Origin of the sequence: Sphingobacterium detergens (assembly GCF_003610355.1) — a bacterium.
Lineage (GTDB): Bacteria > Bacteroidota > Bacteroidia > Sphingobacteriales > Sphingobacteriaceae > Sphingobacterium > Sphingobacterium detergens.
Map to the genome: position 1 here is coordinate 2,355,058 of NZ_RAPY01000001.1, position 24,680 is coordinate 2,379,737.

A 24,680-nucleotide genomic window follows, 5' to 3' on the forward strand; every position below is an offset into this window, starting at 1 on the left:
AGTTCACATAGATTAAATATACTAAATTTATGGTGCTTACTTTAATGCATTGTGTTTAAATACTTAGATCAATTGGCAAGGTGTAGATCCGCTTCCCTGTTGCCGCATAAATCGCATTACAGAGTGCAGGTGTAAATGGCGGTACAGGAGGTTCTCCTACTCCGGTCGGTTTTGCGTCGCTATCGATAATATCCACATGGATCTGTTTGGGGGAATCGGGCATTCGAATGATCTGATACCCGTCAAAATTACCCTGCTCTACCTGACCGTCTTTTACCGTGATCGTACTTTTGAGTGCCAGACTTGCGGAAAATTGTGCGCCACCTTCAAATTGTGATTTGATACGGTCTACATTGACGGCTAGTCCGCAGTCCACCACATAGTAGACATTGGGAATACTGATTTTCTTGTTCTGATCCACATTGACCTCTACCACGCAGGCAACGTACGTTAAAAAGCTTTTATGTGCCGCAAAGCCCAGTGCAGTCCCCGCTGGCATGGATTTACCCCATCCGGAAAGCTTGGCTACCCGCTCAATCACCTTCTTCATGCGTGCTGTATCCCAGGGGTAATCTTCGATCTTTTCACCATAATTGGGATAGCTTGTTTTGATCAGTTCCTGCTCAAAGGTAATGTGGCGGTCTTCACCGAGGAGCTCCAGGGCATTCGAAACAGCATCCATACCCCTTGCTTCAGCAATTTCGTCGAGCATTGTCGCAGCGGCAAAAACCTGTGGAATATTACGCACAGACCTCAACCAGCCAATCCGCAGATGGGCTTTTGCATCATGCGTAGCAATATTGATCGCTGGAACATTGTAAGGGAAATCTGAGGCGCCCAACATTAATTCGCCGTCGCTGGGCTGTACCACCGATAAATCCTCTGTCGCAGAGATAGATGGATTAGCAATATGATGGGCCCAGCCACTCAATTTATTTTGGCTGTCGATGGTGGCAACAATGCGCTGTACACTCATCGCATGGTAGTAGTCATGACGAATATCATCCTCACGTGTCCACTGCACCTTGATCGGCAGACCAGATTCTTTGGCCAATATGGCTGCCTCTAGGATAAAGTCTGGCTTTGACTTTCTACCAAATCCGCCCCCCAGGAGGGTTACATTCATTTTCACCTTCTCCACTGCCATACCCAGCTCGGTGGCTACCGCATCACGTGCTCCCTGCGGGTTCTGTGTACAGGCCCACACTTCGCAGCTTCCGTTTTTCACGACAGCCAAAGCACAGGGCGGCTCAATGGTTGCATGCGCCAGGTAAGGTGCAATATACGTGTGTTCAATAACTTTTTTTGCATTCGCTTTTGCGGCGTTGAAATCGCCACGTTTACGTCGAAGGGTTCCCTCCTGTGCTACCACCTGCTTAAGTTCTTCGATTTGCTTGGCTGAATCGTAGCCGGCATTGGGTCCCAACTCCCATTCCACCTCCAGCAAGTCTCTTGCTTTTATGGCGGCCCAGGTATTTTCGGCAATGACAGCTACGCCACTCAATGGTTTGGATAAGGTGGCCGGTAGTCCGGCACCTTTGATCGTAATCACCTTGAGAACGCCCGGAACAGCCAGGGCTTTACTGTCGTTTACGGCTTTTACTTTGCCGCCCACCACCGGGCACCGCTTAATGACCGCAATTTTCATTCCTTCGACAACGGCGTCAATTCCAAACACGGCTTTTCCGGTGACAATATTGTGCAGATCAATGATCGGTGTTTCTTTGCCGATCATATTGAACTGCTCTCTGTCTTTTAGTTTAACTTCACTGGCTTTCGGAATAGGAAGAGTTTTTGCAGTTTCTACCAGATCTCCAAAATCTTTTTTCTTGCTGGAGTCCCGTTGGATAACCTGTCCATTTTTGGTATCCAATTGGTCTACGTCAACGTTCCATTCTTTGGCTGCGGCACGAAGAAGGAGTAATCGGGCTATAGCACCGGCTTCCCGCATGGGTTTATAAAACATCCGTACTGAAAAGGAACCGTCCGTGTTCTGGTTACCATATTTTTTTTCATCTCCTTCAGCCTGGATGATTTCCACCTTCGTCCAGTCGGCACCCAATTCGTCGGCAATAATCAGAGGAAGAGAGGTACGAATACCTTGTCCCATCTCTGAACGATGTGCGACAATGGTCACTTTACCATCTGAACCAATTGTTAAATATACATTTGGAGCCACAGTGGCCACTTTTTTACCTTTGTCATCACAGCTAAAGAAGCTTACACCCAGAACCAAGCCACCAGTAAGCAAGCCGCTGGCTTTTAAAAAGTCGCGTCTAGAAACGGAAAAAATCTCCGAATTGACCTTCTCGGTTTTTCTTTTTTGAAAAGGAGCTAATATTTTCATCTTGTTTATATTTTTGATCAATACCTAGCCGTTTGTAACGGGTGTACCGGCTGCTTCTAAAATGGCTGCTTTGATTCTATTATATGTACCACAGCGACAGAGATTGCCCTGCATCGCTTGCTCGATCTCCGCGACCGAAGGTTTCGCGTTTTTCTTCAAAAGAGCTGCTGCATTCATGATCTGTCCGGTCTGGCAATAGCCGCATTGGGGTACGACATATTTTTCCCAGGCCTCCTGAACAGGGTGATCCCCCTCCTCTGAAAGCCCTTCGATTGTTGTGATTTTGCCCTCACCGATCGCAGAGACCGGAAATGAACAGGATCGGATTGCGGTATCGTTGAGATGTACGGTACAGGCACCACATAGCGCTTTTCCACAACCAAACTTGGTCCCTTTAAGACCAATGATATCACGGAGTACCCAAAGCAAGGGCATATCCTCAAGCACATCAACTTCGTGCTTTTTGCCATTTACTAAAATTGAATATTTTGCCATAATCTTTGTTTTTTCTTGTTTATGTAAGCGATATTTATCGGTTCAAATGGGATAAGCTTTCTTACTTATACGCTAGCATTCAGTTTATTCAGTGGTACAAAATCGTTATTTAAATTAATCAAATAATTATACATTTTACGGATGTTTTTACCATTATTACAGTTTTGGTGTTTTTTAACGTGTAATTCATTAAATTTGATAAACGGCATTGTATTATATTGCTATTGATTTAATCATTATATCCGCGTTCCACTGTCTTGCCCGTATTTGCATGAAAGAGATTAACGACATTGTTTTAGCTGCCGGTGTAGCTGCTTCCGAAAATATCAGGATGGTGCTTGCCACTGTGGTTAAGGTTGAAGGTTCCTCTTATCGAAGACCAGGGGCCCGCATGCTAGTAACAGAAGAGGGGCAAATGACGGGAGCCATCAGCGGCGGATGTCTTGAAGGAGATGCCCTAAAAAAAGCGCTCTTAGCTATCCATCAACAGAAAAACCGCCTCGTTAGTTATGATACGAATACGGAGGAAGGTTCGTCAATCGGATTACAACTTGGATGCAATGGTATAGTGCATATCCTTTTTGAATACGTGGACCTACAACAAACGGATCATCCAATCGCGTTGCTGCAACGCTTGCTTCAACAACGTGAAGAAGGCTTGTTGATTACATTCTTTTCTACGGACAGACAGGGGGAACAAAAAGGAACCCGTTTACTTATTAAAGATCTGAAGGAGCAGGCTTTTGCCCTAGACGCTCACTATTCGCCACTGAATGAGCATATCCAATTTGCAAAAAGAGAACGAAAATCGGTTCTCACTTCCTTTCAGGAGAACGGGCAAAGCAGTGAAGTACTCATTGAGTACCTGGTTCCTACCGTCCACTTGGTTATTGCCGGTGCCGGTAATGATGCGCAACTGGTCGTAGAGACAGCGCACCTGCTCGGCTGGAAAATTACGGTGGTCGACGGACGTGCCAGCCATGTCAATACCGCACGCTTTCCAAGAGCTCATCAGCTTATTGCCGCACCAGCAGTTGATATCACAGCTAAATTAAGCATAGATCCATGGACTGTTTTTGTGTTGATGACACATAACTATGCTTACGACCTCACACTCCTTAAAGACCTGATGCACACATCGACACGTTATATTGGCTCTTTGGGTCCAAAGACCAAATTACTACGCATGTTTGACGATATGCAAGAGGCTGGTATGACCGTTACCGAAAGTCAACGAAGCATTATCTACGGCCCAGTAGGACTCGATATCGGTGCTGAAACTTCCGAAGAGATCGCTATAGCAATCATTGCAGAGATTAAAGCTGTGTTGAATAATAGACCAGCAACTTCATTAAAGTTCCTCAAAACGAAAATACATACTGAGTACCCCACAATAATTTAGAAGACATCATGCTAACGGATACATTTGGACGGATACACAACTACCTGCGAATATCGCTTACCGATAATTGCAACCTCCGTTGTTTCTATTGCATGCCGGAGGAAGAGTATAGCTTTACACCGAATGACAAATTGATGCAGGTGGACGAAATTGAGCAATTGGCTCGATTGTTTGTCGATCAAGGAATCAGCAAAATCCGCCTTACAGGGGGTGAACCCTTGGTTCGCAAGGATGCAGCCAATATTATAGCGCGTTTGTCCAAACTTCCGGTTGAACTTCATATGACGACCAACGGAATCCGTATCAATGATATGTTGCCTCAGCTTGTGGACGCAAAATTCAAAAGTATCAACATCAGCCTGGACACCTTGCAACCCGGAAGATTTTTTCAGATCACACGAAGGGATTATTTTGACCGTGTACGTGCCAATATAGACCTTTTGCTCGAACATGGAATTCATACCAAGATCAATATGGTGGTAATGAAAGGCATCAATGACGATGAGATTTTAGATTTTGTTGCATGGACAGCGAGGAAGCCAATAGAAATCCGTTTTATCGAATTTATGCCATTCAGTGGGAACAAATGGAGCAGCAACCAGGTGTATACACAGGCTGATATTCTAGCGACTATTCAGCGGAGCTATCCCATAGAACCGATCACTGCAGGTCCACACGATACCGCTAAGGCATTTTCGATTGCCGGACATGCTGGGCGTATTGCGATTATAAGTACAATGACCGCCCCTTTTTGTGCAGGATGTAACCGGATACGGCTTACAGCAGATGGTAAACTCAAAAATTGCCTATTCTCTACAGGTGAAACCGATCTGTTGACAGCATTACGCGCAGGTGATGAAGTGCTTCCATTGATCCAAGCGACCATTAGCGCCAAAGCAAAGGAATTGGGGGGACAATTAACAACAGATTTTGAACATATAGACACCGATTTTCTAAAGAATCGGAGTATGATAACGATTGGTGGATGATAAAGCAAACAGGTATAGTCATATTGGCGGCGGGAAATTCTTCGCGGCTAGGCCTCCCGAAGCAGCTGCTCGAATTTGAAGGTGAGACTTTATTGAAACGTATCAGCAGGGAAGCGCTGGCTGTTCCCGATGCCAAGGTATCTGTCGTGATAGGTGCTTATCCTGACCCCATCAACTCGGCGTTAAAGGACAGTACCGTCTCTGTAGTAAGCAATCCGCATTGGGCAACCGGAATGTCTACCTCTATTGTTGTGGGCTTAAGGGATTTATTAAAACATCATCCCCATCTGGATCGTTGTATAATCAGTCTATGCGATCAACCTTTCGTTGACCGACATGTCTTTCAGCAGCTTATCCAATTGGCCGATAGTACCGATAAAGGTATTGTAGCAACCGGTTTTTCAGGAATATGGGGTGCTCCGGTACTATTTGACAGAAAATATTTTGAGCATCTGATGTGCTTGGAGGGACAACAGGGAGCAAAAAAAGTAGCCGAACAATTTTCGGAGGATCGGGTCATATTCTCCTATGAGGACGCAAAGTATGATATCGATACACAAGACGATTATTTCAATCTCCCCCATCAGTTTATCCGTGTTCAACAGGCCAAAGATATCATCCATCATTATCTGCCTGCACCAAAACAGATACGGCTTCCCCTCGAGGAAGCCTTGGGCTACACGCTGGCCCAAACTGTTATTGCGAAGCAGTCAATTCCTGCTTTTCCCCAGTCATCGATGGATGGCTATGCCATTCGATATAGCGACAAAGAGCGGGAACTTCCTGTCGTGGACAAAATTCCTGCAGGCACCACGGTCGAAAAAATATTGACAGAAGGACAGGCAATGCGCATTTATACTGGAGCCCCTCTGCCTCAAGGCGCAGATACAGTAGTGATGCAGGAAAAAGTAGATTTGAGCGATGCAGATACAATCCAGATTCGCGATGAAGCTCTCCAATTGGGAGACAATGTACGTCCCGAAGGGTCAGAAGTTAGGGCAGAAAGTATCGCCATGCTCACAGGAACAACATTGACTCCGGCTGCTATTGGCTATCTCGCAGGCATCGGATGCAGGGATGTTCTTGTTACCGCGCCACCACGAATACAACTTATTCTCACCGGAGACGAACTGAAACCTATTGGTACGACACTTGGCTATGGGGAAGTTTATGAGTCTAACTCCTACCAGCTAAAAGCTGCGCTGCGGCAGCAAGGCATACTGCATGTTGAAAGTCGGCATGTGCCGGATGACAGGAGCCAGCTCCGGGCAACTTTGGAAAATGCATTGGATGAAGCGGATATTGTTCTTTTAGTTGGTGGTGTCAGCGTAGGTGACTATGACTATGTCGTGGATGTGGCTAAGACCTGCGGTATTAAACAGCGTTTTCATCGTATCCGCCAAAAACCGGGAAAACCCCTCTTTTTCGGCACACAAAATGAAAAACTGGTCTTTGGGCTCCCCGGCAATCCGTCCTCTGCCCTAACCTGTTTTTACCTCTATGTGGCCCCCGCATTGGAACGTATGATGGAGCTTCCTCAACGAATACGTTCCATCAAAACCCATACGACACATGCTTATAGTAAAAAGCCCGGTTTGACTCATTTCCTTAAGGCACGATACGACGGACATGCTGTTGAACCCTTACACGCGCAAGAATCTTATCGCCTCCAATCGTACGCACAAGCCAATTGCCTGCTGATTCTCGAAGAGGATAGCAATGGCTGTGCCGCTGGCGACGAAGTCTATATCCATCTTTTAACCTGATCGAGCCATGCAATTTGAGCTTTTTTATTTTTTCCTTTTTATGCTGGCTTTTCTTTACGCGTCAGTTGGGCACGGTGGTGCAAGTGGTTATCTGGCATTGATGGCAATCTATGGAATTGCACCACAGGAAATGAAACCTACAGCACTGGTGCTTAACCTCTTTGTTTCTTTAACATCCTTTATACAGTACTATAGGGGCCATTATTTCAAAAGGAATCTGTTTTTGATGGTCGCCATCGCCTCTGTTCCCATGGCTTTTATAGGCGGCATGATTACCTTGGAAGATCATTTGTACAAGAGGTTGCTGGGACTACTGTTACTCTTTCCTATTTTTCGATTTTTCTTTTTTAAGAGTCCTGCCGAAGATGAGCTCAAACCTTATAATAGTTTTGGCGCCTTGGCAATCGGTGGGGTTGTCGGGTTGTTGTCAGGCATGATCGGTATTGGTGGTGGAATTATCCTCTCCCCTTTTCTGATCCTACTTAAATGGACCGATCAAAAACAAACTGCGGCTATTAGTGCTGCATTTATTTTTGTAAATTCATTGTCGGGACTTGGGGGTATGCTCACAAAAGGTATTTCGTTCAATGCTCATATGTGGGGATACGTTGTGGTAGCTTTCCTTGGAGGCCTACTCGGAGCCTATCTTGGATCAAAAAAATTAAAACAGGATGCACTAAAGTATGTACTCGCTACAGTTCTTTTGGTTGCAGCCTATAAATTATTGTTTACATCAGCTTAATAAATTTCAAAAAAATAGGACTGATCTATTTATCCAAATCGGATAACATAAAGAAAACGAACACATCTTTCAATTGTGAGATGAACAAAGTAGGATAAAAAGAGGCGAAACTTTGACAAAAAATGAATAAAAAATGAAAGTTCAAGTAAAGACCTTTGGCTCCCTGACCGATATATTGGCAAAGGAGTTTTATATAACAGCTAACGATACGACAGAGTTATTGGCAACATTATCGCGCGACCACGCCGAATTGGCACAGCGTAGCCTATTGATAGCCGTGAACAATACCATTATTAAGACAGCGGTAACATTTCAGGAAAATGATATTGTTGCCTTAATGCCACCTTATTCAGGAGGATAAGCAATGCGGAATGAGCGGTATTCGAGGCATTATGCCCTCCCTGGTTTTGGTGAGTTAGGCCAACAAAAGCTGCAAGCTGCACGCGTGCTCGTCGTTGGCGCCGGCGGGCTTGGCTGCCCTGTACTCCAATATCTGACTGCTGCAGGGGTCGGAACTCTTGGTATCATAGACCATGATCATGTCGATTTGAGCAATCTGCACCGCCAGGTGCTGTATGATACTAACGATATCGGCCGAGCTAAAGCTGAGGTAGCAGCAGGTAAGCTCAAGCAGCAGAATCCTGAAATTGAGATCCACTATTGGGTGGAACAATTGCATTCGAACAATGTCGCAGATTTGATCCGTTCGTACGACCTCATCATGGATTGTACAGATAATTTTGCTGCAAGATATCTGCTTTGCGATGCTTGCCGTTTATTGGATAAACCCTTGGTTTTTGCTGCAATCTACCAATATGAAGGACAAATAGCTGCATTCAATGTAGCCGACAAAGAAGGGATAAAGACAAATTATCGGCATTTGTTCCCGACACCTCCCACGTCCTTGGAAGCGCCAGATTGTAATGTGGCAGGGGTATTAGGGGTATTGCCCGGTATGATCGGAATATTACAAGCAACCGAAGCCATCAAGTTATTAACTGGTATTGGTACCGCTTTGATTAATAAATTAATGACGGTCAATATGCTTGACAATAGCAGTTATATCTTTGAAATCCCCTTAACGACATCCGCAGAAACCATTTACCCACAAACTTTAGCTGAGTTGAGTGCGTTTAATTATGAGCAATATTGTGCTTCGGAGAGCCAATTTATACAGGCCATAGCTGCAAAAGAATTTGTTGAAATATGGTCTGCAGCGGATGTTGTCCTTGTCGATGTACGCGATCCAAATGAACTTCCGCGTCTGTCACAGCCGCATCTATCCATTCCGCTTTCAACATTACCAGCACAAATTAAAAATATACATAACACACGGGTTATTTTTATCTGTCAGAGCGGAAAAAGGAGCCTGATAGCTGCCCAGTATTTTTACGAGCAGACAGATGCTGGACAACAAATATTCCATTTGGACGGCGGCATGATCGCCTTAGAAAACTATTTAAATGACTAAACAAAAAAACGACATATTTTTTCAAGGACCGATTCCGGCTACTTTGGTTGCGGAAGCTATCTCAAAGCACCATAATAAACCTGAAATTGGTGCACATAGCATCTTCCTGGGACAGATCAGGGCTGATCAGATCGATGGAAAAATCGTAAAGGCTATTGATTATACGACAAACCGGGAACTGGCCTTGCTAAAAATGGAGGAGATCCGCGAAGCAATATTTGATAAGTACCCATTAGCCTGTATGCATGTTTATCATAGTGAAGGTGAAGTACGGGTTGGCGAAATTTGCTTCTTTGTATTCACATCGTCAGCACATAGACGTGCAGCGATGGATGCTTGTGACGAACTTGTTGAACGCATAAAAAAAGAAATGCCCATCTGGGGGAAAGAACTATTTGAAGACGATACGCATCAATGGAAAATTAATAGATAATATGGTTGATATTACACATAAAAGTGCGACTTTGAGGAAAGCAATCGCAATGGCCACGGTACTTGTTTCTTCTGAAAATACCGTCAAGATTATTGAACAGCGACAGGTTCCAAAAGGTGATATATTTGAGTTTGCACGTGCTTCCGCCTTACTGGCGATCAAGAAAACCGGCGATATGATCCCTGATTGTCACCCTTTGCCAGTAGAATATGCAGCGATCCGGTATACCGTAGCGGGATTGCAAATTCATATTGAGGTTGAAGTACATACGATCTATAAAACCGGTGTGGAGGTTGAAGCCATGCACGGCGCCTCCGTTGCAGCGCTGGTTATTTATGATATGCTAAAGCCCATAGACAAACAGGTGGAGATAGGTGGTATCCGATTACTTGAGAAAAAAGGTGGTAAGAGCAATGAATCCTTGCCTTGGGTCGCAGCGCTTAAAGCTGCAGTCGTAGTTTGTAGCGATTCGGTAGCCCGAGGAGAAAAAGAAGATATCTCAGGCAGGCTTCTGTGCGATCTTTTGGAACAGCAAGGCTTGCACGATATTGCCTATGCGGTAATTGCTGACGAAACCAGCGCAGTACAAGAACGTCTGGAACACTATGGGCAAGCTGGTATAGATCTTCTGGTATTCACGGGAGGTACAGGACTCTCGGACAGAGATATTACACCAGATGCTGTGGCGCCATATATTACCAAAAATATTCCCGGAATTATGGAAACGGCAAGACAATACGGACAGCTGCGTGTTAAAACAGCGATGTTGTCACGAGGTATTTCAGGATTTGTCGATCGCATGTTGGTGCTTACCCTGCCCGGATCACCGAATGGTGTACGCGAAAGTATAGGCGCATTATTTCCACAGGTGCTGCATGTCTTTCAAGTGCGGGAAAACGTTGGACATTAGGTCCTCAGCTTTTCGACAAGCTGTTTGATCCGCAAAATGGTCTGGCTGATTTCCACTTCACGCGTAAATCGGCCCAGGCTAAATCGAATGGACGATAAGGCATCCAAATCTGATAACCCCATGGCCTTGAGTACATGTGAGGGCCTTGAGGTCACTGCTGAACAGGCCGAACCGCTGGATACCGAAATTGTTCCTAACTGGGTAATCAGCTGCTCTGACAGCACGCCTGTAAAACAGATATTCGTCGTGTTGAAAAGTCTATGGGTTTTACTTCCATTTATAAATGTATCTGGTATGGCGAGAAGTTCGCTTTCAAGATAATCTCGGAGCTGTTCTACACGGGCTTGATCTATTTTTAAATCTTCGAGCGCAATTCGCAAAGCTGCAGCCATCCCAATGATGCCGGTTGTATTGACAGTTCCGCTGCGCCAGCCCTGTTGCTGTCCGCCGCCATGGATTTGAGGTATCAATTGATCTTTAATTCGACTGGCGATATATAGTCCCCCGATCCCTTTCGGTCCATAAAATTTGTGTGCTGAAAAAGCCATAAAATCAACATCAAGATGCTGGAGGCTTATGTCCATTTTCCCAATCGCCTGTGTTGCATCACATAGAACAAGTGCATGGCCCTGATGCGCTATTTCACTGATCTGCTTTATCGGTAAGATAATACCCGTTTCATTATTCACCAGCATGGTACAAATTAACAGCGTATCTTCGCGAATACTTTCCTTAAGCAATCTGAGATCGAGCATGCCTTGAGGATCTACCTTTAGATAGGAAACTTCAAATCCCAATCGCTCCATAAAAGCACAGCTATCTAAAACAGCTCGGTGCTCTGTGGAAATACTGATGATATGTTTCTTGGATGAAAATTGGAGTCCTTTTAGGACCAAGTTAATTGATTCTGTGGCCCCCGAAGTGAAAATGATATTTTTTGGCTGTGTAACCAGTTTATCAGCGATGTCTTCGCTCGCCTGATCCATAGCATCCTGTATGGTTAAACTAAATAGATGTGAACCACTTGGATTGGCATACTCCGTCCTAAAAAATGGAAGCATTTCATTTAAAACACGCTCATCTACCGGGGTGGTCGCATTATAATCAAGATAGATAAAGTTTGAGTTTATACTGTCCATTTATTTAATATTTATTGATGCAGCATTGATTCTGTTTCAACAGGCTAAAGTTGATGCGAAACAAGTAAATCCAAATTATTACAAATGTATATATTCACCTTCAAAAGTATAGGGATTATCGTACATAGCGCTTTATCCCATGCCTACCCTATCCGGATACAGGTCTTATATAAACAGATGATAATAAGCAAATATATAAATCAGGTCATTCTTTACCATAACCTACAACCATCTCGATGACCTGAAAACAGCTTCGTGCCGGTTTTTTCTCACCAGGAACAATAAGTCTCAATGGTCCTTTTGTGGCTTCCAACGGCTGCTGTTCAATCGTATCCGCGAGAATAACCTCCCTGTCTGTGAAACCGTTGTCAATTTCTGCCAGTGAAAGCAAAACTTCATAACCGTCAGCACATTTCACCAGCAGATATTTTGAAAGGTTTGCTCCGCGTAATTCTCCACCCAATGTGACTCCTGCCTTTTGAAGAATTGCATACACCGGAACTCCCGTATATTGATGAACTTTCCCGTCTCGATCCGTCAATGCGGCATTTTTCCGAGGTAATTTTGTTAGATCCTGAAGCGAAAGTTCGAGTGGTGTACCGACTTCACCCGAAACCTTTAATTTAAAAGCCTGTTGTGCATAGATGCTTGTGGTTAATAACAAAGCAGCCAGTAGTGTTCCAATTTTTTTCATTAGTTAAAGTTAACTTTTTTATAATTGCTTCCCTTTTCAAAAGGGTCAGAAAACCTTCTGTCTTGAATAAAAGTCGAATCTGTAAGCATGTGCAGGAATGCAATCAAATCCTTCTTTTCGTTTATTGTCAAATTCATTTGATTATTTGCTGTCCCTCCAGATAAATTCTGTAAAAAGGGACTTAAATATTTGCTCTTAACCAGATGATCACTGTAGTGATCGACAACCTCTTCTAAGGTTTTAAATCGCGCATCGTGCATATAAGGTGCCGTGAGTGCAATATTGCGGAGTGTAACGGTTCGAAATCTTCCTTTGTCATAGTCCTGACCTGTAATCGCTTCACGTCCAGGATCCTTATAAACGCTATCCAAACCGTTATTCATATACAATTCACTATAGGTCTGAGGACCGCCATGACAATGGCTGCAGGCCGCACTGCGGATGTTTCCCTGCGCATTGGGACGTCCATAGAATAAGGCGATGCCATTTACTTCGGAAGCTGTAGGTTGATATTTCCCCTGAAGATACCGATCGTATTTTGAATCAGCTGAAATCAGCGTACGCTCAAATTGTGCCAGGGCTTTAGCGATTCTGTCTTCCGTAATCTTTGTATCTCCAAAGGCCCTCCCGAATTTTTCGCTGTAGATGCCTAAGGCTTCAAGTTTACGGATTGAAGTGGCTATCGGTTGATTCATTTCGTGAATATTTGAAAGGGGTTCTTTCACCTGTACCTCCAATAATTTTGCTCTTCCATCCCAGAAGAGATTTCTTGTCCACAAGAGATTCACCAATGCCATCGTATTGCGTGGCTGTGGCGTACCGTTGGCGCCTTGGCTAAAGTCTTTGCCATCGGTAAACGCCAGTTCCTGCCTATGGCAGCTGCCACAGGATATTTTGTTTCCTGCAGATAATGCCTTTTCATAAAACAGCATCCTTCCAAGGCTCACACCTTCAACCGTAGTGGGATTATCATTTGGTATCAGGTAACGATTACCAAAATAGTTAGGATAGGTCAGTTGATACGGCTCGGGTTTGAAAAAATCAATCGACACCGCAGCATTTAATGCTATCAATACACTACCTAGAATAATCAGGCAAAAGATATATTTCAATCTATTCATTAAAGACGATAAATCAAATTAGCGAAGAAATTTCTACCGGCTTCCGGATAGCCTTCAACAAGAGCATAATTACGGTCAAATAAATTGTTGACACCGGCCTCAATTGAGAACCATTTCCAAACATGAGCTGTAGCACTCGAACCAAAAACAGCAAATGGAGAAGTAGTAACCCCATATACTGTACTGTAACGTCCTGAATTATATTCTCCAGTTCATTCCAAACAAAAGCATACTTAATGGTAGTATAATCTTAATCATTTATCTTAAATGTATGTATATTAAATCTAAAGCTTACCCAAAGAGTTCTATTGGTTTATCATTTGATTAAAGATACTAAGAACCTGCTTTTTATTTTTATACATATCACTGATATTTCTACCATTATCACAGAATTCACTCAACCGATCATTTCACGACTTCCAAATATTCTTCGTCAGTAACTGGTTCCAGCCAAATATTCTCGTTTATGTGCGGATTACAGGCTACACCGATATGTGAAAACCAGCTATCGGGTGCTGCTCCATGCCAATGCACTACATTCGGCGCTATCTCCACTACATCTCCGGGATTTAATCGGCGGGCTTCTTTTCCTCGCTCCTGATAATACCCTACACCACCTACACAAATAAGTATCTGACCACCTGTGTGCTTATGCCAATTATTCCGGCAACCGGGTTCAAACGTAATATTGTTCATTGGAACATTCAGGTCCTTGTTATGCGTAAGCGGTGCGTTCCACGATTTTCCACTAAAATATTGTGCATAGCCTGTGTTTTCATCTCCCGTTGGGAAACCAGTGATTTTTGGTACTGTTGTATCCATTTTATTTGATTTGATTTTATCTGACTAAGTGCCTGTTTACAAGTAAACAATTCTGGATTTGTAAACCTTAATTCAAGAGAGTAACAGATCGCTAATTTTTCAGTTTTCTAAAAATCTGACTTGCTGTTTCCATATCCAACGCTTCCATATCCACAAGTTTCAATGATTTGACCATGTGTAGCGTACCAGTCTTATACTTTTCGAAATGTTCGGTTTTCAAATGTGCCTGATAGGCTTGCTTGTCTTTGTACATTTCTAGTATCCTTACCTGTGTTGGGCTGTCCTTTTGGAACATCGGGAAGATAGCAATAACACCTGCTTCAAGCCTTACTGATGCCTCGGCCTCCACTTTAAGTATCTCCTTATACTTCTCCAAATGCTCAGGATGTATTTCAATTTCTGAAATCCTTACCATGATTTCGTTCTGTTGTCCCTGAGCAATGTTTGTCATGCAAAAAAATGTTGCCATTACAAGTAAAACCTGAAACGCGCGTCTCACCGAAATACGGTATTGAAAAGTAATCTTAGTCATATCACGATCTATTTAATATCTTTTTATTGGGGAAATAGCATAGCCTGTGTTTTCTTCTCCCGTTGGGAAATCACTGATTTTTGGTACAGTAGTCTCCATTTGATTTTATCTAACTGAATGCCTGTGTACAAGCAAACAGTACAACAATTGTTAGGATAAGATGTTTCATTTAGCCAATTCAAAAGTAACGGTTACATTGTCCGCTCCCAATGCAGAAGCCAAAGATTTTGCATCATTGACCGTGCCCAGCTTTGTATAGCTGTAAGATGTCGAAAAAGTCTTGTAAAACAGCACCAACGTACTGGAGCCATACAACATCAAATCACCGTTTTTTATTGTCCCGGGATTGGATGAATTTGTCGGAAGATTTTTCGGTAATTCAGTATATTTCTCATTGCCATTCAACTCTGTCATATTGATCGTTAAGGGCAACATTTCCTTAAATATTTTTGCGGTATTATTGTCTGAAAGTGTTGCTACAAAGACTTCCGAACCAACTTTTATATTTATTTTATTGTCTGCCATTTTATCATTGGTAATATTATCGCTGTCTGTGTGGTGAACCTTATCACCGCTTTTATCACAAGAAGTTGCACTGCCACACAGTACCGAAATCAACAATAGAATTGCCAAAAGGGATCTTCTCATATCTTTTTGCTATAGGTTAATATTCGCATATTCATAAACGATAATGCATTTGTTGCTATATATGCTCCAGTTAAATTAAGGTAACGCCCATGGAACCTTATTGCTATGCGATAATAGTAGTGATAATCTTTCACAAACTTTGTCTCATTTTGTTTCATTTATCTTAGATTGATTTAATAGTTTTTGCCGGTACTCCGCCCACTATCGTATTGTCGGGAACATCTTTTACGACTACCGCACCTGCGGCCACTATCGCATTTTCGCCGATGGTTACGCCCGGCAGAATACTTACATTTGCACCGATCCAAGCGTTCTTTTTAATATGGACATGCCCCGGGACAAGGGATTGCCTATGCTCCGCTGCTGTGGGGTGCCCTTCCGATAATATACTGACTTTAGGGGCAATGAGCACATTATCTTCAATCGTGATACCTCCCAAATCCAGGAAGGTGCAGTCAAAATTGATAAATACGTTTTTACCGATGCGGGTATTTTTACCATAATTGATATAGAGTGGAGTAAAGAGGGTAACGCTTTCATCGATCTTTCTGCCCGTTATCTGGCTTAGAAAACTTCTAACTTCCGCAGGATCAGTGCTGTTGTTCATCTGAATGAGTAGCTCTTTTGTCGCATGCGCGGCTTCACGCATCTTATAGGCTTGCGGATCATTGGACAATATAGTTTCTCCATTTCGTAACCGCTGAAAAATGTCTGTGACGTTTGATTTCATGTATTAATGTAATTAAAATAAACACCATTATAAGGAGGGAGAGTTTACTTCCAAGATGGTTATACAAATTTCAGCTTTTAACCAGATTGATCTTTTATACAGGATACGGATTTATTTACCACTTTTACAGATTCAGCCTCATCATGGTAAAAACAGATTCAGGTTTAGTAGATTTGAATTCCAATTTGTTGTGTTATGAAACAGGTCGAAAGATATGATACGGTCAAGCAGTACAATGATAGTATGGGGGTGGACACCTTGCATCCCCTTGTCAGTGTGGTAAATTTCAATGAAATACCAACGGTTCAAAATTTCAGGCGTTTTATGGGCATTTACGCCGTATTTTTGAAGAATATTAAATGCGGTGACATGCGGTATGGATGTCAACCTTATGACTATGAGGATGGAACACTCGTATTCGTGTCACCTGGGCAAATTTATGGGATTGACAGTAAAGGTATCGCCATAAAACCATCTGGATATGGGCTGGTGTTTCACCCCGACTTCATAAAGGGAACCAACTTGGGAAAGAATATAAAAAATTATACTTTTCTTTCTTATGAGGTGAATGAAGCCCTGCATTTATCCAAAAAGGAACGCAAGACCATTGTGGACTATATTGAAAAAATAGCGGAAGAGATTGCCCAAAATCTTGACAAGCATAGCAAAACGCTGATTGTTTCCAATATTGAACTTTTGTTAAATTATTGCCAGCGCTTTTATGACCGGCAGTTTATTACACGTAGTAATGTCAATGGCGATATTTTGGTACGGTTTGAAAAATTATTGAATGATTATTTTAAATCAGATAAAGCGTTTGTGCTAGGACTTCCATCCGTAGCTTATTGCGCCGATGAACTGCATCTTTCACCTAATTACTTTGGCGACCTCATCAAAAAGGAAACTGGCAGTACAGCATTGGATTACATCCAATCAAAACTCATAGATGAAGCAAAAGAACGCATATTTGATAGGTCAAAAAGCATTAACGAAATCGCCAGTGAGCTCGGCTTTAAATATCAGCAGCATTTTACCCGTCTTTTCAAACAAAAAACAGGTGTTACACCGAATAGGTATAGGAATTTGGATGATAATGAAATTAAGATCTAGCGAAAGTTCAATAAAGTATCTGCTGTACTCTTCAGAAACTCATCCATGTTAAAACAGTATCGTTTATAGACCTTTTGTTCAGCAGAAATTAAAAAATCACCCTAGGACAGACAGCTATTTATACCTATTTTTTATGTTATTTATAGCCGCCTAGAAAAATGCATAACGGAAAGTAACATGAGCCTTCCCACCAAAGTAATAGCTTTCTTAATGCATTCAGTTATTTCCCTAAAATACCTTCCAATGTTTTTAAAAGCTCCTCTTCCCTAAGATTAGTGGCTATAATCACGCCATTCGGATCCAAAAGAAAATTTTGGGGAATTCCTCTCACATGATATAATTCAGCTACCTCACTTTGCCAGCCTTTAAGATCGGAAACCTGTTTCCACACTAATTGATCTTCTTTAATGGCTTTAAGCCATTTTTCTTTTGTAGTTTCATCATCCAAAGAAACCCCTAAAATTTCAAAATTTTTAGCTTTGAATTTTTGATAGGCTTTTACCACATAAGGATTTTCCTCTCTACAGGGTCCGCACCAGCTTGCCCAAAAGTCCAACAGCAGATATTTTCCTTTTAAACTGCTCAGAGATACCAAATTTCCGGATGTATCCCTAGCACTAAAATCAGGTGCTATTTTTCCAATTTGAACCGCGTTCATACGATCGACCTGTGTGTGAAACTTTTTGCCTAAAGGTGTTTGTCTGAGAGGCTCATCCAGACTGTCCCATAAGTCTTCTATTTGTCTTAATGTGAATCGACGGATAAAATATTCTAATGCCATTAAACTGGAGAAGCTTCCGGGATGTTTGCTTATATATTCAATTCCCAAATCTCTTTCTTCCTGTTGGATTTTTTGATATTCAATGCTAAACTTATTCAATTCGTTACTATCGGGATTCGCTGTCATTTTGAATTGATCATATCTCTCGTACCATTTTGATCGTGCTAGCTCTGCTGGTTTTAATACCTGTTTAAGTTCTCGGAAATCGTTATTGATCTGCGATCCATCAATACGGGACTCATTAAAATTTCCATCCACATGAATTTTAATATTAGCGGGCTCAATCATAAAATCGAACTGATTTCCATCATCCGGATCCGCTGTACCTGCATGTTTTAGCTGAATATAGGCATGTGTTCCATACACGGGAACGCCTTTAAAATAGAAGACTCCATTTTTGATAAGTGATGAATCCTGTTTAAAACCTTCCGTACTTTCATAGTTGAGATAAATATATTTATAGGCCGTTTTCTTGGCCAGCTTTCCTTCAATAGTAAAATAATTTTGTTGTCCATACAACAATTGTCCACTTAATAGCAAGGCTAAAGTGAGAAATGCTAATCTCATAAATTTATATGTTCAGGGGGTATAGTTTAACTTAGATTTCGGATTAAATTCCAAATGCGAAAATAGAAAATTTTTAATGATTTTTTTAGCATAATATATTTCCAGAAAACAATTATAAACCGCTTTTAGACCTAAGCATTTCAACAGGGTGTCCGAGCACGCCGCTCATATCCGATGCCCAACGTTCAGATGAGGAATGAATGTTATTTCCCTGTACTGCCCCTAATTTTAAACCTGTCGAATTCAATGGGTTTAGAACTAGAAAACACCAATGCAATTGGTATTCTATTCAAGAATTTAGATATTGAGGATGACAAGAATTTTATGTTCCAATATGCTAGGATAATCGCATTATAGAAATTCGATTCTCAATGCTGTTTTGGTAATTATGAAGCAGTTGAAACCACTCGTTTGACGAAAGGTGTAATAAAACAAGTCTGGCATTTTCATTGCATTTATTTTATCCTCAGCAATATAATTTTTCATGCGATTAAAATAGCGCAAATGGCTATTCAAAAATACTTCAAAGCTATTTTCGACTTCTATTACATTGAAGATATTGACAAAATCAAACTCTGAAAACTCCTGCCAGACAACATTTTCAAAGATCATCTTCTTAATTGGCGCTGCATTTTCTGTGATATACTCACCATAATATATTTCCGTGACCTTGTTTTGAAAATTCACATTTAGATTGTAAGCGAATAAGTCTCCAAACTCTTCATTTAATTTAATGCCATCCATATTGATTAGACAGTTCTCATAAGGGGTGTTATTTTAAAAATGTGATCTTCATCGTGTTCATTATCCAATGACCAATAATCTATCAGTTCGACAAAATATCTTTTATCCTTTGATAACATCGCTCTAATTTTATCCCATCTATAATCTACAGATACGTCATACTCATTTAGATAATCATCATAGGATGCAACAATCAGAGACATTAATGTCATCCTTTCCTCAAATGCTAAATCATATTCATGATACAAATCAATAAATTCATTTATCCGCGAGGAGTCTGCCATTTCGATATCCCAATCCTGCTCTGTCCCTGTGTAAGGCAGAGACAACCTTTTGCTGAGTGCTATGATTATGTCTTGCTTTAAAATCATTCAGTTATATATAAGTTTTATCAACGTTGGAATAGGATTGCCATCCTTCATAATCAAACACTGTTTTAACTGTGCCTATTTTTGAGCAGGCATTTTCAAAATACCCGTCATCCAATGCCTCTTGAATAGCTTTACGGATCGTCAAATGGGATAAATCCGGCACAATAATCATATCGGAAGCCCAGAAATAGGAAGCATCATCACGCCGCATCAACATGTCAATGTTTTTTAACGTAAACAAAGTAGCAACATATACATCGTCATTACTCAGTATAATATGAATATCGATATTGTCATTAAAAATATCCGTTACCCGGTGAGTAAAAAATAATTTGAACTGCATTCCTCGCATAATGATTATCAATTTAGCTATCAAAAATCAGGATTATTGTTTGTCTATTTTCAATAAATTATCAATTCAAGCCAAATTTAAAATAGAACTGATAGCAACGACTAATACTATTTAGACATTACGTGATACCATACCGACATATGAACCGGCGGTCGATCTGGCCATATTACACTTAAAATACCGAGTCCTCACCGGGTAATGAATATTTTTTTGTGCTAAATGCAATCTTTGAACCAGTGAACCATAAATGAATTCCTTTACCGAATTTGACTACAAAAGTACAAGTGATCAGTGACGAGTGATCAGTAACGTCGCATCCCCGTAACGTATTTTAAAAAGGAACCATGTTCAATTGAAAATCTGTAGTTTTCCAATCATTAAACGCAACCAACAAATCGCTATTTACTTGCAATGGAATACTTTGAGTATTTGTTGATTTTATGTTGTCCTTTTCTCTAGCTACACTTGCTATGACTGAAACGTAGTTTACAGCTTGATGATTTCCTATTCTACATACACTTAAATCCGGCGAGATGGTAATATCCATATCTAAATTTGCTGCTAAAGATAAACCCTTAATCGTTAATGCTCTAATCTCTTCGTCTACTATCCTACTGATAGTTAAAGCGATATCTTTATTTTGCTGTGTCGTTAATCGCACTTGTGAGTTATCCGCAGTTACCAGTATGGTATCCACGTCTCCTATGTTAGTTTTTATATTTTCCAATTTTATCATAGCGCCGTTAGGCATAACACTATTGAAAGTATACGTGCCGCTTGCTGTTCCTCTAATCTTTCGTGTTAAGTTCTTTCCTGTCGGAAGTAAATATGCCCCTGGCACTAAGTAACATGGGTGACTACCAGGAATTTCACTATAAATCTTTCCATTGATATGCCCTGCTTTTAAACCTAACTCATCGGTGATCTCAATATCTGCAGGACTCAGCATAAAGTCCATTGCAAAGCCCAATACACCAAATGGACCATTAAATGGCATATCATGATCAGCGAGTGTAAAGGCTCCGTTGGCCATAATGCCTATCGTAATCTGCTTGTCTAGCCTAAATCCTGGCTTTTTATTATAGGTATAGGTTAATTTACCATCTACGGTACTAAACTCTAAGAAGCAGTCTGGATTGGTTTCGTTGTTACAATCATAGCAGTACAATTTAACGCCATCCAAGCTGTTTACGGTACTCAATGCATCTGCTGAAAGCTTAGGACCAGTATGACCTGCTGGGTATACAAATCGATAAGGATATAAACAATGAGAATCGCTAAGTTTATCAAAATATCCACTGTCCCACACCTCACCTGCTGGTATAAAAAACAATAAAGGCGTATTATTCCGATCACAGCCTCTAAGGAAAGTTGTCTCAATTGAACGAATCGCATAATCTACATTATCGGCGAAAGTACGCCCCCAATCATGAAAATGAATCAAAGACTCTTTGCTTAACAACTTTCCATGTATAGCGGTTAGTTCTTCTATGATGTCTGCTTCCTGAATACCTGTAATATCCACATTATTTGTCCAAAGGTTATCAGCAACTTTAGCGGACATGGCTGTACAGAAACCCGTTGCCAATCCTCCATCTCCTTTACCTTTTAAAAAGTAGGTATAAAATACAAAGAAAGCGGCTGTTAACATCGGATGGCCAAATATTGGGTCGAAAGATTCATGCCATACCTCACTTGAACCAAATGTCTTTTTAAACGTATCAAAGCTGGGCTTTCCTATATTCGGATTATGGAATGATAGGTTGTTTTTGCCAAAGCGATAGGGTATTTCTAAAACTCCAGCTTGAGAGACACTGCGTTCATTACTAAGCATACCATCTGGATTTCTGACCTGTACTGAAACTACAGATGAATTCCCTTGATTAAGAAAACCTATCATAGTAAATGTTAATTCTTTGCCAGAGGCTGCCACTTCTGCTGCAATACTTTGATTATTAATCAGTACCGATGCTCCCGGCACAAATGCTCTACCTCTCAATATTGTTGAAACTCCAGGCATCATCTGATCGGCAAATACGTCTAATTGCGGTTTTATTCGAATATTTACCCGATTGCTTTCAAAATTATCTGCTACTCGAAGTATAAATAATGCTTTAGAACCTCCCGAAGTATCCAACGGTAAAACGACATTCATACTTCCATCAGCGTTTACATGATGCTGTAGTTCTATAGAACCATCAAAAATAACTTTATCTGAATTCGCAAAAGTAGTTCCTTTTACCACAATTGTATCTCCTGGAAAAGCCTCATATGTACTAACAGATGTAATAAAAGGTCTTGTTAACTGTTCATTCCAAGCATCTAAAGAAAACTGAAAAAACTCATTAACACCATCTAAGCCATGATTATAGCCCGCTTGTCCGTCATAACCGCGTTGTCCGTTTGCACCAACATCGCCATTGCGCGCATTATGACAATAATCTTTATCATTTCCACTTCGACCACCCAATCCTCCATCGCCCCCCAATGCGCCTGCACCTCCTTGGCCTGGCTGTCCTCCTTGATTTTTCCAACGAAAGCTGTTGTTGGTAACCGTTCCTTCCAATGTACCCTGCAATACACCAATGCTAATATTGCCACCATTTCCGCCTTCACCGCCGCGACCACCATCGCCGCCATTTCCACCATTTCCACCTCTACCACCATTTCCCGCATTTTTTTTACATTCATTAATTATTGGCCAATATGTACCCACACTTCCTCCTTGCCCATTTCCTCCTCGTCCTCCTCGTTGACCAATACCTCCTGTAATGCCGTCTTCTCCATTTAAATCTATATTTGGTAAATTGGTCATGTTCTTAACCCACATTTCTAAGGATGGCGCCTTTCTGCCATTTGCTCCAACTATTCCAGCGGCTCCTTTCCCTCCATAACCTCCAGCATACCCACTTCGTTGATCTTGATTGAATTCACGTTGTGCTGTATTATGATTTGGGATCCCATCTAAATATGGATCATCAGCATGTCCTTGGGTATAACCTCCAGGTCGTCTCCATGAAATCTCCGCATTAGGACCACATATCACTTCCTCTGCCAAAATTATAAGCTTATCTACATCTGCAGACACTTCTAATCTACAATTTGTCAAATCCAATTTCTTAGCAATAATTATAGCTTCATTTTGTGATATGATATTTAAGGTGTGAAAATGATAATCCAAGGTTCCCAATTGTTGCCAGTTTTGAGGTTTATTTCCTTTTAGATTTTCTGTAAATAGCTTTTTATCATAAACAAATAACTGACCATCTTTTTTAGTGAACATATTCGAGCTTTCCTTAACTCCCTTTACTTCGCCATTCGCCAGCTTTTTGTTCAATTTCTTCAACTTACCAAAATCTGCCTTTTTTTGGTCTAGCGGTCCTTCTTTCAAGATTTTTATATAGTTTATGCTATTTTTATTGGTCAGTTCTGTTGCCATCAAGCGACGTTTAGTTGCCATATCAGCTTTGATCAGGTCAACACCCAATGTTGCCCAATGTTTGATAGGCTTAAATACAAAACCAGGTTGAATCCATATATTGCCCTTTTGTATCTTTCTATTTGAAGTGAATTTCATTGTTCCTAGTGAACTTAAACTTTCTACACCCGCCGCATTCATAATCTGTTTAACACGTTGTAGTTTTTTCCTGGCCTCATAAGATTCATAATTTACATGAACGACAATACCCTTTAATGCTTCGGATAAGGTCTTCTCCAATTCTCTGGAATACTTAAAATCTTGTTGTATGGAAGCTAATGTGGATACACCGGCACTCACATTAATCTGACCGATTGTCCCCTTAAATGTCGAGTCTTCACTTTTCAATGAAGCCCCCACTCGAAATACACTAGATGAAGCATCTTTAAATTCACCTGTAATTTTTTTTCTTGCTACGACCTGATTATCTATCTCTAAAAACGTTTCGCCACTTTCATCCCGATATAACCGAACCATCTGAGGGCTTCCCTCAACGAGTTTCTGCGTACTTTTTAATTGACTCTTTTCTGCCGTTGTTTCTATATCTGCCATCAGAAATCCAGATTCATCAATGTAAATTGAAACCAGTAAATTATCAGACTCTATAAGCATTTGCTTATTCCCATTTATCGAATTAGGGCTGACCATCGCTTCTATGGTAAATGACTGCAATTCTTTTGAATTAACAAACATATCCATATCTAAATATCCACCGTTAACTTTAAAATCTCCATTTGTGGAGGTGAGCTGAATGTCTCCTTTCAATTTTAACGAAGAGGAAGTGCCAACATCATTAAATACTGCATTTCCTGTGGTTTTTAATGCAATTAATTTTTCCATGATTTTTATTGTTTAAAGAATGAATTGGTTCCTCTCTCTTCTAGTGGACGGAAAAGAATCAAAATATTGTAACGATCAGATTAAAGTTAAGTTTTTAAAAAACCTTTACAGACTATCAATGAGTAAGTGACTGCAAACTCAGTGTGAATAAGGAGAATCAATTAGGGAGCAGCTGTTCAACCTGTCACCCGTAACT

The 24,680-nt window shown here is 41.1% G+C and carries 23 protein-coding genes; 9 read left to right on the top strand and 14 right to left on the bottom strand.

The annotated features are described in order from the left end of the window. Positions 1 to 55 precede the first annotated feature (55 nt). A complete protein-coding gene (locus DFQ12_RS10070) occupies positions 56 to 2,347 on the bottom strand; it encodes a xanthine dehydrogenase family protein molybdopterin-binding subunit (RefSeq protein WP_120258791.1) in 2,292 nt (763 codons plus the stop codon). A 24-nt stretch (positions 2,348 to 2,371) separates the two neighbouring features. Further along, complete coding sequence (locus DFQ12_RS10075) at positions 2,372 to 2,842, bottom strand: (2Fe-2S)-binding protein (protein WP_075993703.1); 471 nt, start codon at positions 2,840 to 2,842, stop codon at positions 2,372 to 2,374. A gap of 271 nt (positions 2,843 to 3,113) precedes the next feature. Here DFQ12_RS10075 and DFQ12_RS10080 point away from each other — a divergent pair, with 271 nt between their 5' ends. The 8 genes from DFQ12_RS10080 to moaCB all read left to right on the top strand — a co-directional run bounded on the left by DFQ12_RS10080 (position 3,114) and on the right by moaCB (position 10,555). After that, positions 3,114 to 4,244, top strand: a complete 1,131-nt coding sequence (locus DFQ12_RS10080; RefSeq protein ID WP_120258792.1) for an XdhC family protein — start codon at positions 3,114 to 3,116, stop codon at positions 4,242 to 4,244. An 8-nt stretch (positions 4,245 to 4,252) separates the two neighbouring features. Further along, on the top strand, positions 4,253 to 5,233 hold the full coding sequence (gene moaA / locus DFQ12_RS10085) for a GTP 3',8-cyclase MoaA (RefSeq protein ID WP_120258793.1): 981 nt from the start codon (positions 4,253 to 4,255) through the stop codon (positions 5,231 to 5,233). Beyond that, complete coding sequence (locus tag DFQ12_RS10090; RefSeq protein ID WP_120258794.1) at positions 5,230 to 6,999, top strand: NTP transferase domain-containing protein; 1,770 nt, start codon at positions 5,230 to 5,232, stop codon at positions 6,997 to 6,999. The genes moaA and DFQ12_RS10090 overlap by 4 nt, the downstream gene beginning before the upstream one ends. 7 nt (positions 7,000 to 7,006) lie before the next feature. After that, complete coding sequence (locus tag DFQ12_RS10095) at positions 7,007 to 7,741, top strand: sulfite exporter TauE/SafE family protein (RefSeq protein ID WP_120258795.1); 735 nt, start codon at positions 7,007 to 7,009, stop codon at positions 7,739 to 7,741. Positions 7,742 to 7,874: 133 nt separating this feature from the next. Further along, positions 7,875 to 8,102: a MoaD/ThiS family protein gene (locus DFQ12_RS10100; RefSeq protein ID WP_120258796.1), complete on the top strand. Its 228-nt coding sequence runs from the start codon at positions 7,875 to 7,877 to the stop codon at positions 8,100 to 8,102. Between the two features lie 3 nt (positions 8,103 to 8,105). After that, complete coding sequence (locus DFQ12_RS10105; protein WP_120258797.1) at positions 8,106 to 9,212, top strand: HesA/MoeB/ThiF family protein; 1,107 nt, start codon at positions 8,106 to 8,108, stop codon at positions 9,210 to 9,212. Continuing rightward, positions 9,205 to 9,645 (top strand): molybdenum cofactor biosynthesis protein MoaE, encoded by a 441-nt coding sequence (locus DFQ12_RS10110; protein WP_120258798.1) that lies wholly within the window; start codon positions 9,205 to 9,207, stop codon positions 9,643 to 9,645. The genes DFQ12_RS10105 and DFQ12_RS10110 overlap by 8 nt, the downstream gene beginning before the upstream one ends. A gap of 1 nt (position 9,646) precedes the next feature. Further along, positions 9,647 to 10,555, top strand: a complete 909-nt coding sequence (moaCB, locus tag DFQ12_RS10115) for a bifunctional molybdenum cofactor biosynthesis protein MoaC/MoaB (RefSeq protein WP_120258799.1) — start codon at positions 9,647 to 9,649, stop codon at positions 10,553 to 10,555. Here moaCB and DFQ12_RS10120 read toward each other — a convergent pair. The 7 genes from DFQ12_RS10120 to DFQ12_RS10155 form a co-directional block, all read right to left on the bottom strand. After that, positions 10,552 to 11,694 (bottom strand): cysteine desulfurase family protein, encoded by a 1,143-nt coding sequence (locus DFQ12_RS10120; protein ID WP_120258800.1) that lies wholly within the window; start codon positions 11,692 to 11,694, stop codon positions 10,552 to 10,554. The two genes, moaCB and DFQ12_RS10120, sit on opposite strands and share 4 nt — an antisense overlap. Positions 11,695 to 11,899: 205 nt before the next feature. Then, the gene (locus tag DFQ12_RS10125; protein WP_120258801.1) at positions 11,900 to 12,388 is read right to left on the bottom strand and encodes a molybdopterin-dependent oxidoreductase; all 489 of its coding nucleotides are present in this window, start codon (positions 12,386 to 12,388) and stop codon (positions 11,900 to 11,902) included. Further along, positions 12,388 to 13,509, bottom strand: coding sequence for a cytochrome-c peroxidase (locus DFQ12_RS10130; protein ID WP_120258802.1), 1,122 nt, complete (start codon positions 13,507 to 13,509; stop codon positions 12,388 to 12,390). The genes DFQ12_RS10125 and DFQ12_RS10130 overlap by 1 nt, the downstream gene beginning before the upstream one ends. A gap of 405 nt (positions 13,510 to 13,914) precedes the next feature. Beyond that, positions 13,915 to 14,331 (bottom strand): cupin domain-containing protein, encoded by a 417-nt coding sequence (locus DFQ12_RS10140; RefSeq protein WP_120258803.1) that lies wholly within the window; start codon positions 14,329 to 14,331, stop codon positions 13,915 to 13,917. Between the two features lie 91 nt (positions 14,332 to 14,422). Beyond that, positions 14,423 to 14,863, bottom strand: a complete 441-nt coding sequence (locus DFQ12_RS10145; RefSeq protein WP_120258804.1) for a putative quinol monooxygenase — start codon at positions 14,861 to 14,863, stop codon at positions 14,423 to 14,425. Positions 14,864 to 15,028: 165 nt separating this feature from the next. Further along, positions 15,029 to 15,511: a cyclophilin-like fold protein gene (locus DFQ12_RS10150; RefSeq protein WP_120258805.1), complete on the bottom strand. Its 483-nt coding sequence runs from the start codon at positions 15,509 to 15,511 to the stop codon at positions 15,029 to 15,031. 163 nt (positions 15,512 to 15,674) lie between these two features. Continuing rightward, positions 15,675 to 16,241, bottom strand: coding sequence for a DapH/DapD/GlmU-related protein (locus tag DFQ12_RS10155; RefSeq protein ID WP_120258806.1), 567 nt, complete (start codon positions 16,239 to 16,241; stop codon positions 15,675 to 15,677). A 195-nt stretch (positions 16,242 to 16,436) separates the two neighbouring features. Between DFQ12_RS10155 and DFQ12_RS10160 the strand changes: the two genes are divergently transcribed. Next, the gene (locus tag DFQ12_RS10160) at positions 16,437 to 17,351 is read left to right on the top strand and encodes a helix-turn-helix domain-containing protein (protein ID WP_120258807.1); all 915 of its coding nucleotides are present in this window, start codon (positions 16,437 to 16,439) and stop codon (positions 17,349 to 17,351) included. Between the two features lie 220 nt (positions 17,352 to 17,571). Here the strand turns inward: DFQ12_RS10160 and DFQ12_RS10165 are convergent, their stop codons facing one another. The 5 genes from DFQ12_RS10165 to DFQ12_RS10190 all read right to left on the bottom strand — a co-directional run bounded on the left by DFQ12_RS10165 (position 17,572) and on the right by DFQ12_RS10190 (position 24,484). Continuing rightward, entirely contained in the window at positions 17,572 to 18,699 is a 1,128-nt protein-coding gene (locus tag DFQ12_RS10165; RefSeq protein ID WP_120258808.1) for a TlpA disulfide reductase family protein, read from the bottom strand. A gap of 351 nt (positions 18,700 to 19,050) precedes the next feature. Beyond that, positions 19,051 to 19,443 carry a hypothetical protein gene (locus tag DFQ12_RS10175; RefSeq protein ID WP_120258810.1) on the bottom strand — a complete coding sequence of 131 codons (393 nt, stop codon included), beginning with the start codon at positions 19,441 to 19,443 and terminating at the stop codon, positions 19,051 to 19,053. A gap of 5 nt (positions 19,444 to 19,448) precedes the next feature. Continuing rightward, positions 19,449 to 19,814: a hypothetical protein gene (locus DFQ12_RS10180; protein ID WP_120258811.1), complete on the bottom strand. Its 366-nt coding sequence runs from the start codon at positions 19,812 to 19,814 to the stop codon at positions 19,449 to 19,451. Between the two features lie 4 nt (positions 19,815 to 19,818). Next, the gene (locus tag DFQ12_RS10185; RefSeq protein WP_147420380.1) at positions 19,819 to 20,157 is read right to left on the bottom strand and encodes a hypothetical protein; all 339 of its coding nucleotides are present in this window, start codon (positions 20,155 to 20,157) and stop codon (positions 19,819 to 19,821) included. Positions 20,158 to 20,497: 340 nt separating this feature from the next. Beyond that, positions 20,498 to 24,484 (bottom strand): LamG-like jellyroll fold domain-containing protein, encoded by a 3,987-nt coding sequence (locus DFQ12_RS10190; RefSeq protein ID WP_120258813.1) that lies wholly within the window; start codon positions 24,482 to 24,484, stop codon positions 20,498 to 20,500. Positions 24,485 to 24,680 lie beyond the last annotated feature (196 nt).